Source organism: Micromonospora vinacea (assembly GCF_015751785.1).
Lineage (GTDB): Bacteria > Actinomycetota > Actinomycetes > Mycobacteriales > Micromonosporaceae > Micromonospora > Micromonospora vinacea.
On the sequence record NZ_JADOTY010000001.1, the window covers coordinates 3,837,999 to 3,853,990 of the forward strand.

The 15,992-nt window shown below is 68.9% G+C and carries 18 protein-coding genes and 1 pseudogene; 8 read left to right on the forward strand and 11 right to left on the reverse strand.

Annotated elements, in window-relative coordinates:
* The first annotated feature begins 9 nt into the window (after nt 1-9).
* The gene (locus IW249_RS18285) at nt 10-1,149 is read left to right on the forward strand and encodes a glycoside hydrolase family 53 protein (protein WP_196921857.1); all 1,140 of its coding nucleotides are present in this window, start codon (nt 10-12) and stop codon (nt 1,147-1,149) included.
* An 84-nt stretch (nt 1,150-1,233) separates the two neighbouring features.
* Complete coding sequence (locus IW249_RS18290) at nt 1,234-1,836, forward strand: hypothetical protein (protein ID WP_196925111.1); 603 nt, start codon at nt 1,234-1,236, stop codon at nt 1,834-1,836.
* A 127-nt stretch (nt 1,837-1,963) separates the two neighbouring features.
* On the opposite strand, the gene IW249_RS34305 is transcribed toward IW249_RS18290, so the two are convergent.
* From IW249_RS34305 to IW249_RS18305, 3 genes are all read right to left on the reverse strand, one after another.
* Nucleotides 1,964-2,161 (reverse strand): hypothetical protein, encoded by a 198-nt coding sequence (locus IW249_RS34305; protein WP_231392565.1) that lies wholly within the window; start codon nt 2,159-2,161, stop codon nt 1,964-1,966.
* 312 nt (nt 2,162-2,473) lie between these two features.
* Nucleotides 2,474-3,481 (reverse strand): zinc-dependent alcohol dehydrogenase family protein, encoded by a 1,008-nt coding sequence (locus IW249_RS35025; protein ID WP_196921859.1) that lies wholly within the window; start codon nt 3,479-3,481, stop codon nt 2,474-2,476.
* A gap of 124 nt (nt 3,482-3,605) precedes the next feature.
* Nucleotides 3,606-3,956 carry an ArsR/SmtB family transcription factor gene (locus IW249_RS18305; RefSeq protein ID WP_307788624.1) on the reverse strand — a complete coding sequence of 117 codons (351 nt, stop codon included), beginning with the start codon at nt 3,954-3,956 and terminating at the stop codon, nt 3,606-3,608.
* A gap of 204 nt (nt 3,957-4,160) precedes the next feature.
* Here IW249_RS18305 and IW249_RS18310 point away from each other — a divergent pair, with 204 nt between their 5' ends.
* Together IW249_RS18310 and IW249_RS35030 are read left to right on the forward strand one after the other, a co-directional pair.
* Entirely contained in the window at nt 4,161-5,162 is a 1,002-nt protein-coding gene (locus tag IW249_RS18310) for an aldo/keto reductase (protein WP_196921861.1), read from the forward strand.
* A gap of 70 nt (nt 5,163-5,232) precedes the next feature.
* On the forward strand, nt 5,233-6,075 hold the full coding sequence (locus IW249_RS35030; protein ID WP_196921862.1) for a helix-turn-helix transcriptional regulator: 843 nt from the start codon (nt 5,233-5,235) through the stop codon (nt 6,073-6,075).
* Between the two features lie 18 nt (nt 6,076-6,093).
* Here IW249_RS35030 and IW249_RS18320 read toward each other — a convergent pair whose 3' ends face one another.
* Nucleotides 6,094-6,759: an MmyB family transcriptional regulator gene (locus tag IW249_RS18320; protein ID WP_307788625.1), complete on the reverse strand. Its 666-nt coding sequence runs from the start codon at nt 6,757-6,759 to the stop codon at nt 6,094-6,096.
* 3 nt (nt 6,760-6,762) lie between these two features.
* Nucleotides 6,763-6,852 (reverse strand): annotated as a pseudogene (locus IW249_RS34310) (transcriptional regulator); the annotation flags it as partial.
* A 347-nt stretch (nt 6,853-7,199) separates the two neighbouring features.
* On the opposite strand from IW249_RS34310, the gene IW249_RS18325 reads away from it, so the two are divergent.
* On the forward strand, nt 7,200-8,399 hold the full coding sequence (locus IW249_RS18325) for an MFS transporter (RefSeq protein WP_231392566.1): 1,200 nt from the start codon (nt 7,200-7,202) through the stop codon (nt 8,397-8,399).
* A gap of 69 nt (nt 8,400-8,468) precedes the next feature.
* Here IW249_RS18325 and IW249_RS18330 read toward each other — a convergent pair whose 3' ends face one another.
* Both IW249_RS18330 and IW249_RS18335 read right to left on the reverse strand, forming a co-directional pair.
* Nucleotides 8,469-9,764 (reverse strand): GAF domain-containing protein, encoded by a 1,296-nt coding sequence (locus IW249_RS18330; protein WP_196921864.1) that lies wholly within the window; start codon nt 9,762-9,764, stop codon nt 8,469-8,471.
* 216 nt (nt 9,765-9,980) lie between these two features.
* Nucleotides 9,981-10,424, reverse strand: a complete 444-nt coding sequence (locus tag IW249_RS18335; RefSeq protein WP_196921865.1) for a MerR family transcriptional regulator — start codon at nt 10,422-10,424, stop codon at nt 9,981-9,983.
* Between the two features lie 55 nt (nt 10,425-10,479).
* On the opposite strand from IW249_RS18335, the gene IW249_RS18340 reads away from it, so the two are divergent.
* Entirely contained in the window at nt 10,480-11,403 is a 924-nt protein-coding gene (locus IW249_RS18340) for an SDR family NAD(P)-dependent oxidoreductase (protein WP_196921866.1), read from the forward strand.
* A gap of 67 nt (nt 11,404-11,470) precedes the next feature.
* On the opposite strand, the gene IW249_RS18345 is transcribed toward IW249_RS18340, so the two are convergent.
* The 4 genes from IW249_RS18345 to IW249_RS35035 all read right to left on the reverse strand — a co-directional run bounded on the left by IW249_RS18345 (nt 11,471) and on the right by IW249_RS35035 (nt 14,789).
* Nucleotides 11,471-12,334, reverse strand: a complete 864-nt coding sequence (locus IW249_RS18345; RefSeq protein WP_196921867.1) for a TIGR03620 family F420-dependent LLM class oxidoreductase — start codon at nt 12,332-12,334, stop codon at nt 11,471-11,473.
* A gap of 89 nt (nt 12,335-12,423) precedes the next feature.
* On the reverse strand, nt 12,424-12,969 hold the full coding sequence (locus IW249_RS18350; protein ID WP_196921868.1) for a DUF6000 family protein: 546 nt from the start codon (nt 12,967-12,969) through the stop codon (nt 12,424-12,426).
* A 69-nt stretch (nt 12,970-13,038) separates the two neighbouring features.
* On the reverse strand, nt 13,039-13,686 hold the full coding sequence (locus tag IW249_RS18355) for a response regulator transcription factor (RefSeq protein ID WP_196921869.1): 648 nt from the start codon (nt 13,684-13,686) through the stop codon (nt 13,039-13,041).
* Nucleotides 13,683-14,789: a sensor histidine kinase gene (locus tag IW249_RS35035; protein ID WP_196921870.1), complete on the reverse strand. Its 1,107-nt coding sequence runs from the start codon at nt 14,787-14,789 to the stop codon at nt 13,683-13,685. Before IW249_RS35035 ends, IW249_RS18355 begins: the two co-directional genes overlap by 4 nt.
* 138 nt (nt 14,790-14,927) lie before the next feature.
* Between IW249_RS35035 and IW249_RS18365 the strand changes: the two genes are divergently transcribed.
* Nucleotides 14,928-15,521 (forward strand): CDP-alcohol phosphatidyltransferase family protein, encoded by a 594-nt coding sequence (locus IW249_RS18365; RefSeq protein ID WP_196921871.1) that lies wholly within the window; start codon nt 14,928-14,930, stop codon nt 15,519-15,521.
* Nucleotides 15,518-15,988, forward strand: coding sequence for a VTT domain-containing protein (locus IW249_RS18370; protein WP_196921872.1), 471 nt, complete (start codon nt 15,518-15,520; stop codon nt 15,986-15,988). Before IW249_RS18365 ends, IW249_RS18370 begins: the two co-directional genes overlap by 4 nt.
* The last annotated feature ends 4 nt before the right edge of the window (nt 15,989-15,992 follow it).

Here is a 15,992-nt window from a genome sequence, read left to right on the forward strand (position 1 = left end):
AGGAGTCTCGTGAGCACACATCCGGTCACCTCCCACCGCCGCACTCGGGCCCTGCTCGGGGCTGTCGCGGCTGGCCTCCTCGCCGTCGCCACCACGCTCGGCGGCGCGCCCGCGCCTGTCTCCGCCGCTAACACGCTCACCATGCGGGGCGCCGACGTCTCCTCGTTGCAGCGCAGCCTGGACCTGGGCGCCAAGTACTACGACGCCGGCGGGGTGGCCCGCGACCCGCTGGACATCCTGAAGTCCGTCGGCGTCAACTACGTCCGGCTGCGCGTCTGGAACAACCCGATCAGCGGCTACAACAACAAGAACGCGGTGTTGGGCCAGGCGAGGGCGGCCAGGGCGAAGGGCCTCAAGGTGCTCATCGACTTCCACTACTCCGACACCTGGGCCGACCCTGGCAAGCAGTACAAGCCGGCCGCCTGGGCCGGCCACAGCCTGAGCCAACTGCGTACCGACGTCTACACCTTCACCTACGACGTCTGCGCCAGCCTCCGGGGGCAGGGCACCCCGCCGGACAGTGTGCAGATCGGCAACGAGATCAACGTTGGGATGCTGTGGAACGAGGGCAAGGTCGTCAACAACGACTTCGCCCCGCTGGCAGGGCTGCTGAAGCAGGGCTACAACGCGACCAAGGCGTGCGGCAGCGGGATCCCGGTGATGATCCATACCGCCAACGCCGACAGCAACGCCAACGCCCGATGGTTCTACGACGGCATCCGCGCCCAGGGTGTGCAGTGGGACATCACCGCCCAGTCGTACTACTGCATGTGGCACGGCAGCCTGGCGAACCTCTACAACAACATCGTCGACCTGCGCGGTCGCTACGGCAAGCCGGTGGTGATCGTGGAGACCGCGTACCCGTTCACCCGGAACAACGCGGACAGCGAGCCGAACGCCATCGGCGACGCGACCTGTGACGGCATCAGCGCGACCTGGTCCGGGCAGGCCCAGGAGTTCGACTGGGTCCAGAACACCGCCCGCAACGCGGGTGCCATCGGTGTCTTCTACTGGGAACCGACCTGGTACGCGGTGCGCGGCAACGGCTGGGACCCGGCCAACATCAACGGCACCGGAAACCAGTGGGACAACATGGCCGTCTTCGACTGGTCCGGGCGGGTGAACCCGGGCGTGCGCTGGACGCCCTGACTGCAGCAGCTGAGCCAGCATCGGGCAGCCGGCGGGTGCCGTCCAGGCGAGGAGATGTCCGCGTGTGCTGTTACCTTGCCGGCCGTGGATGATCAGCAGACGTGGATCGACCGGATCGTCGAAGCGACCGGATGGTGCCACGATCCTGAGGGTGATGCCGGCTGGGAGCAGGCGGAAGCCGAACTGGGGGTCGTGCTGCCGTCGGACTTCAAAGAGCTGTGCCGGCGGTTCGTGCCGGGGGCGTTCTACGCGTACCTCGACCTTCTGCGGCCGACCGACAGCCACGCCCAGCCGTTGCTGCGGACCTGGGCCTCCTGTCGGCAGTGGGCAGTTGGCCATGAGTCGGCGCAGCTGTGGGGCCCCTACGAGCTGTACGAGCCTGACAAGGGGCCTGGGCTGATCCAGTGGGGCAGTGACCAGACCGAAGGGGAGTACTACTGGCTGGCGGACCGCTCAGTGGAGCCCGATCGGTGGCCTGTGGTCGCGCGGCGGGACGGCATCGAGTCGTGGCACCAACTCGACATGTCGACGGCCGAGTTCGTCTACCGGGTGATCGCGGATCCGGCGTTCAAGCCGTTCACCGTGGCCGACCCACCGCGGCGGCCCTTCTACCTGCCGCACTGGGGCCCGTTTCCGATGAGCGCCGAGGACTGGAACGCTCTCACCGACCCGAATCGCGGGAGTTGAACCACGGTCTGGAAGGGTCGTTGTTCACTGACACTCGGGTGGACGTCGAGGTCGGCGAGAAGCGTTTCGCAGGTTCAACGGGCGTCGTGGACGGCGATCGGCGCCACGATCAGGCGGCGGGTGATGATCAGCAGGTGTGCGTCTGCCAACTCACCTTCGTCGCGAACATTGGCACGTACAGGTCCCCGCCGCCGGGGCGAGCACAGATCGCGCCGGAAAGCTGCGTCCCGAGGTAGTTGTACGACCAGGTGATCTCGGCGTTGCGGGAGGTGCGGTTGTAGAAGTTGAAGGCCGGGACGTTACCGGACCATTCGGTAGTGGTCACCAGAGACGGAGTCGCGGTCGGACCCTCTGCCGGGTGATCCCAGTTGGGCCAGATGCAGAACGTGCCCTGCGGACAGTTCCCGGGTGGCCAGGCTTCGTCTGACGCTTGGGAGCTTGCCGCCGAAGCGGCGGGGGCGGTGGCCAGCACGCCGGCGACGGACGCGGCGAGGGCGATGGATTTCAACAGCACGGTTCACCTCATTGAATAGACATTCATGGATGAATGCCAAAAGGCTACCGGTGGAAATTTGAAGGGTCAAGCAACGGGGTGCGACGACCTGCGCAATCGTCCGATCACTCCATCGGCACCGGCTCAGGCCGTGACGTCGTCGTGGGTGACGGTGATGACGATCTTGCCGACCTGGCCGTTGGCGGCCATGTAGCGGTGGGCCTCGGCGATCTCCGTGAGGTCGAAGATGCGATCGACGACCGGGGCGATGGCGCCTGAGGCGAGTCCCGCGTTGACGAAGGCGACGGCGCGGCGCAGGCGTTCCGGGTTCATCGTGATCTCGAAGAGGGTGTAGGTGCTGCTGTTCAGAGCCGGGTAGGACTGCGCGTTGGGTAGCGGGGTGGGGCGCGGGTCGAGCGCTCCGTAGACCACCAGGAACCCGTCCGGGGCGATGCCCAGGGCGAGGGTCTCCACGCCGGGCCCGGCGATCGGGTCGAACGCCAGGCGGACGCCTTCGCTGCCGGTGATTTCCTTGATGCGGGCAGGAAGGTCCTCGTCGTTGGTGACGATCACGTGGGCCGCGCCGGCGTCCAGCAGACGCTGCTTCTTGCCGGAGCCGCGCGTGGTGGCGATCGGGATCGCGCCGATGTGGTTGGCGAGCTGGATGGCGGCGAGGCCGACGCTGCTGGAGGCTGCCGCGATCAGCACGTGGTCGCCAGGGCGCACCTTTCCGGACTCGATGAGGGGTCCGTAGGCGGTGATGTAGGCCATCCAGACGGCCGCCGCCTGGGTGGGCTCGACGTGGACGGGGCGAGGCACGACAGCCGAGGCCGGAACGATGATATGGGTGCCGTACGTGCCGTACCTGCTCTGCAGGAACGCCGGCACGACGCTGACCGTGGCACCCTCGGCGAGGCCATCCACACCCTGGCCGACCGCCTCGATCACGCCGGCCGCCTCGTAGCCGAGGGTGGAGGGAAGCACCGGCTGGTCGAAGTAGGCGCCGTCGCGGTACATGATTTCGGCCCGGTTCAGGCCGATGGCGTCGACGCGGATCCGGACCTCGCCCGCGCCGGGTGCGACCACCTCGACGTCGTTGAGGGTGAGGACCTCGGGGCCACCGATCCGATTGAACTGTACGAGCTTTGCCACGGTGCATCAGTCCTAGCGATAGGAGTCACGGGACGGCGCCGAACCAACGTGCCGCCGTCCCGCACGCTACCGCTAATCTCGATTGCGATCAAACTACGACGGTCGTCGTAGTAATGACACGAGCTCAGGCCGCGCCTGCCCGCGTCTCGGTGCCGGCGGCAGCCACCACCGCCGAGAGCAGGCCGGGAAACCGGCGTTCGATCTCGTCCGCGCGCAGGGCGTTCATCTTGGTTGTTCCCACGTAGTACTGGCGGATCACGCCGGCCTCGCGCAGCGTGTTGAAATGGTGCGTCAGCGTCGAGACCGACACGGGCGTCTCGAACGTGCCGCAGCTCATGTCCGTGCCATTGCTGGCCAACTGGGACACCACCGCCCGTCGTACCGGATCCGCCAACGCCTCCATGACCTGCTGGAGGGAGACCTCGGACAGGTCGGGGTGCTCCACGGTCCGGGCGGCACTACGAGGGCGGGGCACGGCAACTCCTTGGAACGGGCGCATCGCAACCCAGCCATCGTACGACGCTGATCAAAGTATCCCGGACCGATCAGACCCGGGCCCCGTCGGATCGTCGCCCTGTCGGGCCGGGGATAGGCAGAACGCCGATAACGGCGACGATCTGTCGCAGGCTGGTGACGAGCGATCGGAAGTCGCTCGTGGCATCCAGGAAGAGAAATCAACATGATCTTGCAGAAGCACGCGATCGGTGGTCAAGGGCTGGTGGCCTCGGTCGAGGGACTCGGCACCATGGGCATGACCGCGATGTACGGCACCCCGGACGACACCGAGTCCGCCGCCACCGTTCACCGCGCACTCGAACTGGGCGTGACCCTGTTCGACACCGCCGACATGTACGGCCCCCTCACCGGGGAGGAACTGCTCGGCCGGGCACTGAGAGGGCGTCGCCACCAGGCCGTAGTCGCGACAAAGTTCGGCGGCGTGACGCTCGACGATGCCGGCCGCATCATCGGCGGCGCCAACGGGCAGCCTGACTACGTCCGCAAGTCGCTCGACGGATCGTTGCGCCGGCTCGGCACCGACTACGTCGACCTGTACTTCCAGCATCGGGTCGACCCGAACGTGCCGGTCGAGGAGACCTTCGGCGCGCTCGGCGAACTCGTCGCCGAAGGCAAGATCCGCTACCTCGGGATCAGCGAGGCGTCGCCGGAGAACATCCGTGCCGCGCACGCCACCGCGCCGCTGTCGGCGGTGCAGACCGAGTACTCGCTGTTCACCCGCAACGTGGAGACCAACGGTGTGCTCGACACGGTGCGTGAACTGGGCATCGGGTTCGTGGCGTACGCACCGTTGGGCCGTGGTTTCCTCACCGGCTCAGTTCGTAGTCTCGAAGACCTGCCCGAGAACGACTGGCGTCGTACCTGGCCCCGGTTCGCCGAGGAGAACCTGCGGCAGAACCTGCTCCTGGTGGACCGGATCCGCGCCATCGCGGAACAGGCGGGTGTCACGCCCGGCCAGCTCGCGTTGGCCTGGGTGTTGGCGCAAGGTGACCACGTCACCGCAATTCCGGGCACCAAGCGCCGCACGTATCTGGAGGAGAACGTCGCCGCCGCGCAGCTCAAGATTGACGCCGGCTTGCTCGATGAACTGAGCGCCGCCGCTCCGGTCGGTGCCGCCGTCGGCGAGCGCTACACCGGACCGGCGATGGCCGCGATCCAGGAGTAGCTTCCGACATCGACGGGATTGGCGGCGCCACCAGCGGTGCTGGTGGCGCCGCGATCCGGAAGGGCAGTTCGTGGCACGAACCGAACTCGGCGACTTCCTGCGAGCTCGCCGACAAGCGCTTCGCCCGGCTGACGTCGGGCTCCCCTCACGCGGGCGGCGTCGCACCCCCGGCCTCCGCCGTGAGGAGGTCGCACTACTGGCAAATGTGTCCGTCGACTACTACGAACGACTCGAGCAGTCGCGCAACACCAGCCCCTCGGAGGCTCTACTCGGCAGCCTGGCCCGGGCGCTGCGACTCTCCGTCGACGAACGGGACTACCTCTACCGCCTCGCCGGACATCCGGCGCCGACGGCCTCCACCATCAGCGGGTACGTCGATCCCGCGATGATGTTCCTCCTCGACGCACTCACCACGGTGCCCGCGCACGTCATCGACGACCGCACCACCATCCTCGCCCAGAACGCCCTCAGTCGCGCGCTGCTGGGCTCCTGGACCGACGGCGACGACCGGCACTCGAACGTGACCTGGCGCTGGTTCACCCACCCCGAATCCCGCGCGCTCAACGTGCCGGAGGAACACGAGGCGATCGGCCGCGGATACGCGGCCGACCTACGAGCAGCCGCCGCGCGCGGCGGCCACGACCCCGTATCCGAGCAACTGATCGCCGATCTCACCACCGTCAGCCCGGAGTTCGCCCAGTACTGGTCCGACATGCAGGTCGCCCCGCTACAGACCACCCGCAAAATCCTCGTCCATCCGCAAGCCGGGCGGCTCGACGTACAGTGCGATTTCGTTCTCAGCACCACCACGGGTCAGCGCTTGGTCATCTTCCGGCCGCAACCCGGCACGGCCACCGCCGACAGTTTCGACTTCCTGCGCGTCCTCGGCGAACAATCCTTCGATCGCTCCTGAATCGCTAGGCGGATTCCGTCACTGTGCTGCGGCGGCCCGCTCCTGTGCGGCGTCTGCTCCCCAACTAGCCAGCAGCCGAAGCGCCTCTTCCGAGAGCGACCCGGGCTCGGCGTGGTAGGTGCTCAGCAACTGCTCCGGATCACCGGGGAGCGCGAGTGTCTCGTAGCGAAGGGTCAACTCACCCACGAGTGGGTGTGACAGGCGCATGATGCCGTGCGTCTTCTTCTTGACGTCGTGGGTGGCCCACAGCCTGCGGAAGTCCTCGCTCTTCAAGGACAGTTCGCCGACCAGGGACGCCAGCGACGGGTCGTCCGTGTGCAGGCCGGCACCCAGCCGTAGCTGTCCCACCACGTCGTACGCCTTGGCTTCCCAGTCGGGGAACAACGTCCGGGACGCCGGGTCGAGGAAAGTGATCCTGGCCCAGTTCCGGTTCGCTGAGGTGCGAGCCGCCCAGTCACCGAAGAGGGCGGAGGCGGTCTGGTTCCAGGCCAGCACATCGGTGCGAGGGCCCCATACGTACGCTGGCACACCTTCCAGGGCGGCGAGCAGGTCTCGGATCTCGGGCCGCACCTGGTGGCGCGGTGGCCCGGGCCGGCGCTGAGGCCGCTTGGGCTGGGCCAGTCGCACCAGATGGGCGTGCTCGACTTCGGAGAGTTCGAGTACGCGGGAGATCGCGTCCAGCACCTCACGCGAGACGTTGCGGGCGTTGCCCTGCTCGAATCGCGTGTAGTACGCCGCGGAGACCCCCGCGAGTTGCGCGAGTTCTTCCCGGCGCAGGCCCGGGAGCGGCGGCGTCGGCTGTAGTCGGTCAGCCCAACATCTGCCGGTTTCCGGCGGGCCCTGCGGGTGCGCAGAAACTCACTCAGCTCCGTGGCTGAGGAATCGCTGTGGGCGGCGTGGCCAGTTGCCATATCTCAATTGTTCCACGCTGTGCGCAGCCCAGCCTGTCCCTGCCAGTGATAGTCACACGAGACGTAGACCAAGCAGGTGGCTGGTTAGCTCCGCGCGCCTGAAGCAGGCTCGACGTGTCCTGAGGAAACAGTTTCAAGCCCATCCGGGCCACGCAGGATTTCCGTCATCGATCCGCCCGGATGGGCTCACCGCCCTATTTCTGAAAGAGCACCATGACCACTACCGCATTCACAGGCCCGAGTCCGACGACCGCACGGCCGGGCCGCCTTCCGGGAAAAGCATTGTTCGGCCTCTTCTTGGCCGGCTTTATCAGCATCCTCACCGAATGCCTGCCGGCGGGCCTGCTGCCGGAAATGAGCCGCACTCTGAACACGAGCGTCTCGCTCACGGGCCAGACGGTGACGATCTACGCGCTCGCCACAGCGCTCGGCGCCATCCCTCTCGCGTGGGCGACGGCCAGCTGGCCGCGCAAGCACGTCCTGCAACTTGCCCTGGCCGTGGTCGCCGTCACCAACGCGTTCACCGCGCTGTCCGATGACTACAGCCTGACGATGGTGCTGCGCTTCGTCGCCGGTCTGGGAACCGGACTCATCTGGCCTCTTCTCGGCGGCTACGCCGCCCGGCTCGCGCCAGCGGGACGACAAGGCCGTGCCATCGCCATCGCCCTTGCCGGGACCCCGATCGGGCTGGCCCTGGGCATCCCACTGGGGACCTGGCTGAGCAGTCTCGGTGGCTGGCAACTCGCCTTCCACGCCTCTGCTGCCGTGACCGTCATGACCATGGCCTGGGTCCTGGTGGCGGTTCCGAACCTGCCCGGCCAACCGGTCGACGCCCGTTTCAGGATCTCGCAGGTCCTGGTTGTGCCCGGACTGCGGCCCATTCTGTTCGCGTTGGCCACGTACATGATCGCTCACAACCTTCTCTACACGTACATCACCGACCTCCTGGTTCACCTGGGGATGGCCGACCAGACCGGCTGGGTGCTCTTCGTCTTCGGAGTCACCTCCGTGCTCAGCGTTCTCGTGGTCGGAACCCACATCGACCGACACCTGCGCAAGCTAGCCGTGGGCAGCACCCTGCTCTTCGGGGCCAGCGTGCTCGTCCTGGGCGTCGTCGCGGACGCACCGGCGCTGGTCTACGTCGCCGTCGCCGCATGGGGCTTGGCGTTCGGCAGTTCCCCGAGCCTGTTCGTGGGTGCCACGATCAACGCCACCGGAGAAGCCGCCAACGTCGCTCAGTCGATCACCATCACGGTCTTCTCGGCTTCTATCGCAACCGGCGGTTTCATCGGCGGTCTCCTGCTCGCCGGCCTGGGCACCGCCTCGATCACCTGGGCGGCACTCGTCCTCCTGATCGTCGCGGCCGCAACTGTCGTCGGCGGCAAGAAGTACGCGTTCCCCAGGAACGGCTGAAGCCGGGCGGCAGCGGCAACTACCGCAAGGAGTGGCGTCCCCAACTGCTCCGCAGGCGTTCGCGAGTGGTCAGCGGTTGAGGTAAGCGGTCAGGCCACCGAGCTCTTCGCTGGCGATGAACACCGACCGTACGTTGAGGATGGCCTCTTCGACGTGGGCCGGGCAGCCCCACGCCGCGTCGCCCCATGAATCGGCGATCTTGATCTCGGCTCGCGCGGTGCACCCGTCGGCGCCGCCGAGCTGGCAGTGCTCCGGGTGCGGCGCCGCGGCCTGCGCGGCCGCGGCGGCGCGCATCTGGGCGGCGAGTTCCGCGGCGACGGACGCGCGCTGCTCGGCCTCGGCGCGCAGTTCCCGCTCCACGCGTAGCACCTTGGCCAGCTCGTCATTGGCCGACTTGGCGCGTGCCTCGGCGGCGAGTTTCGCCTGCTCGATGGTGTGGCGTTCGATGGCCAGGGCCGCGGTGCCGGCGAAGAGCCGGGTGAGGGCGAGGTCGGTGTCCTGCGGGACGCGCGGGGTGCGGTGATACATCGCAAAGGTGCCCAACAGGCCACCGTCACGCGCCAGGATCGGTGTGGACCAGCAGGCCGCCAACCCGGCCCGGCCGGCCAGGTCCCGGAAGTCGTCCCAGAACGGGTCGGTGGCGATGTCGGTGACGATGACCGGTTCCCGCCGGTGGGCTGCGGTGCCGCACGAGCCGACACCTTCGCCGGTCGCGATGCCGTCGATGGCCTGGTTGTAGAAGTCGGGCAGGCTCGGCGCGGCGCCGTGGCGCAGGTGACGGGCGTCGGGGTCGGCGAGCAGGACGGAGACGAGCACCTCCTGCGGTGCGAGGTTCTCGATACAGCGGGCCATTCCGTCGAGCACCTCGGTCAGGGGTGCCTGACGGGCGATCTGCTCCAGCAGGGCACGGTGTTCGGCCATCAGCCGTTGGGCCTGCTTGACCTGCGTGGTCTCCACGCCGAGCACCCGGATCCCGGTCACGTTGCCGTCGGCGTCCCGCCGCGGCTCGTAGGTGAAGTCGAAGAACGACTCCCGCGCCTGCGGGCCGCTGCCCAGCATGATCCGGACGTCACGGCCGGTGTACGGCTCACCCGTGCGGAAGACCTGGTCCAGGAGAGCGATGAATCCCTGACCGTCCAGTTCGGGCATCAACTCGGCGAGCGCGACCCCGACACGGGCCCGCTCTTCGCCGATGGTGGCGAAGAACGCCGGGTTCGCCGTCTCCACCAGATGTGATGGCCCCGCCAGCGACGCGAAGACCGCGATGGACTGCCCGAACAACGCCCGCAGGTCCTCCTCCGCTGCTTGCTCGGCAGCCGCCGGACCCGCAGCAGCAGTAGACCGTTGGCCGGGTACCGCGGTCATGGTGTGGTCTCGCCTCTCGTCTGCGGATACGGGAACGCCGGTGGTGCCACCCGGGCGCTGAGGGTGGCGGTGGTGCGGAGATGCTTGGCTGAGGCCACCGCCGGTGCAGCGTACCCACGTGCCCGACATTCAGGTCCTACCCACCAACCAGGCACCGCAACCCGTCGTTCGAACGGCCACGAGAGCCAGCGAACCCCGTCCGGCTGGCGGTGTTCGTCAACCCAGCTGAGGTGTGTGCTCCGTCGGGGCGGGCTGGGGCTGCTGTTGCCAGGGATCACCGGAGGCACCGGCGGCGAGGTGTTGTTCGTAGCTGGCCACTTTGCCGTTGATGAGTTCGAGTGTGTCGTGCAGCTGCGTCAGCTGATCGGTGATGTGGCGCTGGTGTTCGCGGAGCAACGTGAGCCGCTCGCTCTCGTTGCCGCTGCCCTCGCGGACGAGCTGGGCCAGGCGGCTGATCGTGGTGAGCGGCATGCCGGAGGCGCGGAACTTCACGCAGTTCGCCAGCCACTCGACGTCCCAGGCGCTGTAGACGCGCCTGCCTGACCCGTCGCGCCGCACCTCGCTGGCCAACAAGCCCTCACGCTCGTAGAGCCGCAGGGTGTGCACGCTCAACCCGGTGCGTTGCGCCACCTGCCCGATGCTCAGGCCGCTGTCCGCCATGGCGTCGACCGTAGCCATTGACCTAGACCTCGGTCTAGCACCTAGCGTCCGCGGCATGACCAGCGACACGACCCACACCAGGTTCGGTGCCCACAGTACGGCCGGAGACGTCCTCGCCGGGATCGACCTCACCGGAAAGACGGCCCTCGTCACGGGCGGCTACTCCGGCCTCGGTCTCGCCACGACCCGCGCGCTCACCCGATCCGGGGCTCGGGTCGTCGTCCCAGCTCTCCGGCCGGACGCAGCGCAGCAGGTACTCGCCGACGTACCCGGGGTCGAGGTCGACCACCTCGATCTCGCCGACCTCGCCTCCGTCCAGGGATTCGCCGCACGGTTCCTCCGCAGCCATCCCGCCCTCGACATTTTGATCGCGAGCGCCGGCATCATGGCCTGCCCGGAAACACGGGTTGGACCCGGCTGGGAAGGGCACTTCGCGATCAACCACCTCGGCCACTACGCGCTGACGAACCTGTTGTGGCCCGCGCTCACCGCCCCCGACACGGCTCGCGTCGTCTCGGTGGCCTCCGGGCGCAACCCGGCGTGGCGTATCCGGTGGGACGACGTGCAGTTCGAGCGCGGGTACGACAAGTGGGAGGCGTACACCCAGTCCAAGCTCGCGAACATCCTGTTCGCCCGCCACCTCGACCTGCTCGGCGGGCCGCACCGCGTCCGCGCCTTCTCCGTCAACCCCGGCTGGATCCTCACCCCCCTGCAACGGCACCTCGCAGTCGAGGAGATGGTCGCCGCCGGCTGGATCGACGCCGACGGCACTCCCGCGCCGGGCCTGTTCAAGACCGTCGAGCAAGGCGCGGCGACCCAGGTCTGGGCCGCCACATCACCCCACCTCGACGCGAACGGCGGCGACTACTGCGCGGACTGCCGCATCACCGACGGCAGCCCCACGGACAGCAGCGAGGCAGCCCGCCTCTGGGCGCTGTCGGCGGACCTGACCGGCCTCGATCTCGTCGGGCGATCCTGAGTGGTCTCGCGGTCACCACGCTCAACCCTGAAGCGCCGCCGTCAGCAGTTCGCACGGGTTTCGGAAGTCAGATCAGGGCTGCGGCGAGGGCGCGGAACGCGTCGGCGGGGAACGCCGTGTCGTCGCCGCCGTTGAGCACCTGGATCGCCACCTCGTCCGCGCCGGCCTGGTAGTGCTTCTCCAGCCCGGCCACCACCGTCTCGACGCTGCCCCACGGGATCAGGGCGTCGATGAGGCGGTCGCTGCCCCCGTCGGCGAAGTCCTCGTCGGTCCAGCCGAATCGCCGCAGGTTGTTGGTGTAGTTCGGCAGTGCGAGGTATCCGCTCGTGTACTGACGGGCGGTGGCGCGTGCGGTGGTGGCGTCCGCGTCGAGGACCACCGCGACCTCGGGGGCGAGCAGTCGGTCGGGCCCGATTGCCGCTCGGGCTTCGGCGGTGTGCTCGGCAGGGACGAAGTACGGGTGCGCCCCGGCGGAGCGGTCGCGGGAGAGTTCGAGCATCCGCGGGCCCAGTGCCGCCAGGATGCGCCGCTCTGGCGAAAGCCCGGCCGCGTCGAGGCCGTCCAGGTACTGCACCATCCGCGAGTACGGCTTGCGATAGTCGGTGCCGCCACTTTCCACCACCACCGCGTGGCTGGCACCGAGACCGAGCAGGAACCGGCCGGGATGCGCCTGCTCCGCGTCCTGGGCGAACGCCGCCGCCTCGGGTGGCGACGAGTGCCAGATGCTGACGATCCCGGTCGCGACCCCGATGCGCGTGGTCCCGTCCAGGATCTCCCGGAAGCGGGGGGCGACGTTCTCGCCGAAACCACCGGAGAACCAGATCCGTGAATAGCCGAGGTCTTCCAACTCGGTCGCGGCGTCGACGGCCGCGCCCTGACTCTCGCTAGCAAGGAAGAACGGTTGCCACACGCTGACGAGTCGTTGTGCCATACCGCCACCCTACGAGCATCACCCGCCCCCGACGCGGTTGCCAGAGGCGACGTGCACCACCGAGCCGTGGATCGGCCCGAGCCCTCAGATCAGGCTGGTCGACTGTCAACAGCGTCACCACGGCTGGCGGCCTGGAGCCGACGTGCGACGTCGAGCAGAGCCGCGAAGGTCTCCTGGTCCGTCTTGGTCGCCGCTGGGAGCGAGGTGGCGGCATGGTGATGACGACGGACGTGGTCCGCTGCGGCGGCGATGATCCCACTCGCCCCCCAACCCGCGGCCTGGTCCGCGGCGAAGTACCGCTCCAGGGCTTCGATGGACTCGGGGCCGGCCAGAACAACGGCGGCTGTCGCGAGCGGCGGTGCGTCGAGGGCGCCCCACGACGTGGCGAGGGCGTGGAGGACGGCGGCGGCCACCTCGGGTCCGGCAAGCGTCACCGAGTACCAGGCACCCATGACCTGTGGACGCCAGCCGTCCCGCAGGAGCGCCGTCACCTGGGCTGGGGTGATTCCTCGGCCCGCTTCGGCGAGTGCCGTTATCAACGGTTGCCCGTGCCTGACGGCATTGGTTCCCATCATGTCGAGGTAGAACGGCACGACGCAGCGGTCGATCACGTCGTCGATATCCCCTTGATCCACGTCGGCAAGATAGCCGAGGAGTCTGTTCGGTGACGAAGACGCCCATGCCGGGCCACCGACTGGTTGCGGTCAGGGCGCGAGGCCGGCCTGGATCGCCAGGATGGCGGCTCGTACGCGATCACGGCTGCCGGTCTTGGCCAGCACGTTGGTGACATGGGTCTTGACGGTGCTCATCGACAGGTAGAGGCGTTCGGCGATCTCGTTGTTGTTGAGTCCGGCGCCGATCAGGGCGAGCACGTCGGTCTCCCGAGCGGTCAGCTGGTAGGCCGCCAACTCCACGCGGGTGGCCGGCCCGGTCGTGCGGACCCGGTCGAGTACGGCACCGGTGACCTCGGCGGAGAGGACCGCCTCGCCGGCCGCGACGGTGCGCACCGCGGCGATCAGGTCCCGGGCGCTGGACCGCTTGAGCAGGAACCCCCGTGCGCCGGCGGCGATGGCGTCCAGGACGTACGCGTCGTCGTCGAAGGTGGTGACGACGAGAACGGCCGGGGCGTGCGGGATCGTGGCCAGCTCGCGGGTGGCTTGCAGACCGTCGAGGACCGGCATGCGGATGTCGACGAGGGCGACGTCGATGCGGGAGTCGCGACGCACGGCGTCGAGGAACTGCCGGCCGTCGGCCGCCTCGGCCGCGACCTGGATGTCGGGTTGGGACCGCAGGATCAGGCTGAAGCCGTCGCGCACCAGCTCCTGGTCGTCGGCGATCGCGACGCGGATCACGGGTTCACCACCGGCAGGTTGACCTGGACCACTGTGCCGCCGCCGGGGCGCTGGCTCAGCTCCCAGTTCCCGCCACGCGCGGAGACGCGCTCCCCGATGCCGAGCAGGCCCGAGCCGCTCGTGGGTGCACGGGGCGGCCCGATGCCGTCGTCGCTGACCCGCAGGCGGACGTGGTCGCCGACGCGGGCCAACTCGACCCAGGCCGACGTGGCTTTCGCGTGGCGGGCGATGTTGGTGAGGGCCTCCTGGGCGATGCGGTAGGCGGTCAACACGCCGATCTCGTCCAGGCCCGGCTCGGGGTCCAGTTGGACGCGCACTGTCACGCCCTGCTGGCGCAGCGGCTGGGCGAGCAGCTCGTCGATGTCGGACAGGCGGGGCGGGGCGCTCACCGCGATCGACGCGTTCGGATCGCGCAGGTGCACGACGAGCGTGTCGAGTTCGCTCAGTGCGGTGCGGCCACTGTCCGCGATCGCCCGCAGCGCCGCCCCCGGGTCGTCACTGAGCTGGCCCGCCTCGGCCTGTACCACCATCGCTGTGACGTGGTGACCGACCACGTCATGCAGCTCGCGGGCCAGGTTGGTGCGCTGTTCGAGCCAGGCGGCCTGGTCGCGCAGGTCGTCGGTCTCCCGGGTGAGGGCGTAGCCGCGTGACCACGATCGCAACAGGATCGCCAGTAGGTAGCCGGCGGTCACGAAGAAGAACGGTTGTTCGTACAGCCCGCGCCCGTTGAGCAGCGCGATGGTGAGGGCGCCGGCCGCGCCGACCAAGCCACCCACCCACCCCAGCCACGGGTGTCGGGCCGGGTCCTCGCAGACCGAGACGAACACCAGGCCGGCGGCTGCGAGGCCCAACTGCACCGACTCGCCGGTGCTCACGATCGCCACGAACCCCGCGCAGACCGCGAAGATGAGGGTTCGGTAGCGGGGGCGCAGCGCCGTGGCTCCGAGGCCGACCGGCAGCACCAGCCACGCCCAGCCCGACGGCACGGACACGCCGTCCTCGACTGTGGTGACCACCGCGGCGATGATCAAAACCACAGCGGCGTACGCGAGCCGGCGCACTCGCTCGGGGTCGCTCAACCGTTCGCGGATTCCAGTCAGCACCCGCACAGTCTCCGTGACCAGCCGGAAGACCGGCCAGTACCCAGGTACCGGATCGGTCGGCACCCCGGTACCGCCCTCCGGGTCAGGTCGGCACCGCGGCACGTTCCGCGAGGACGCTCACCGGACGACTCTGCACTGGTGACTCTCGTCGACTCCCGCGCCGCCATCACCGTCGGCCCGCTTCGTACGGTTCCCAACTACATCACCGCCATTCGCACTGTCGCCGCGGTCGCCGTCGGTATCGTGGCCCTCGTCTCCGGGTCGGTGGCATTGATGGCGGTATCGTACGGTATCTACTGGCTTGGCGACGTGCTCGACGGCTGGGCCGCCCGCCGGCTCGGACAGGAGACCCGGGCCGGGGCCGTCTTCGACATCGTGAGCGACCGCGCGTGCACCGCCGTACTCTGCGTGGGCCTGGTCTCCCTCGTGCCGGACGTCGCGGTCGTGGCAGTGGTCTTCCTGCTCTCGTTCCTGGTGCTGGACACCATGCTGTCGCTGGCGTTCCTGTGCTGGCCGGTGCTCAGCCCCAACTACTTCCACCTTGTCGACCGGCGGGTGTGGGCGTTGAACTGGTCGCCAGTGGCCAAGGTCGCCAACACCGCCGGGGTCATCGGCGCCATCGCTTTCGGGCAGTACCTGTTCGCGCTGGGCGTCGCCGTCGCCGTCGTCGCGGTCAAGCTCTGGTCGGTCGCAGCGGTGGTCCGGCTGCTCGAACGGGACGGCCGGGCATGAGCGGCCTCGCCGAGGCCGTGGTGGCGCTCGGCTACGGTGTCGCTTCGGCGCTCGTCCCGGTCGTCAACGCCGAGGCGTACGCAGTGGTCGCCGGTCAGCGCGCCGGCCACGCTCTCGTCGCCGTGGTCGCGCTGGCGCTCGGGCAGACCGCCGGCAAGCTGCTGCTGTTCGAGTCGGCGCGCCGCGGATCGGGGCGACTGGCCCGGAGAGTCGCGAAACGGGGAAAGTCGGGTCGCCCGGCGGCCCGGGCCGCACGGTGGACCGAGCCGATCCGGCGCTGGCTCTCCCGCCGCCGCACCGCAGTACCGACGGTGCTGGTCTCCGCCGCGGTCGGGGTTCCACCGCTGGCCGTCGTCAGCCTCGCCGCCGGCACCGCGGGCATTCGACGCTGGGAGTTCGCTGGCGCGTGCCTTTCCGGGCGGGTGATCCGTTTCGCCCTCCTCCTTCTGCCGGCGGTGCTGGCCTGACCGC

Bases quoted from the DNA above. Each gene is read 5' to 3' on its own strand.
- IW249_RS18310 (WP_196921861.1), top strand. From the start codon at position 4,161: ATGATCTTGCAGAAGCACGCGATCGGTGGTCAAGGGCTGGTGGCCTCG.
- IW249_RS18325 (WP_231392566.1), top strand. From the start codon at position 7,200: ATGACCACTACCGCATTCACAGGCCCGAGTCCGACGACCGCACGGCCG.
- IW249_RS18330 (WP_196921864.1), bottom strand. From the start codon at position 9,764: ATGACCGCGGTACCCGGCCAACGGTCTACTGCTGCTGCGGGTCCGGCG.
- IW249_RS18335 (WP_196921865.1), bottom strand. From the start codon at position 10,424: ATGGCGGACAGCGGCCTGAGCATCGGGCAGGTGGCGCAACGCACCGGG.
- IW249_RS18340 (WP_196921866.1), top strand. From the start codon at position 10,480: ATGACCAGCGACACGACCCACACCAGGTTCGGTGCCCACAGTACGGCC.
- IW249_RS18345 (WP_196921867.1), bottom strand. From the start codon at position 12,334: ATGGCACAACGACTCGTCAGCGTGTGGCAACCGTTCTTCCTTGCTAGC.
- IW249_RS18370 (WP_196921872.1), top strand. From the start codon at position 15,518: ATGAGCGGCCTCGCCGAGGCCGTGGTGGCGCTCGGCTACGGTGTCGCT.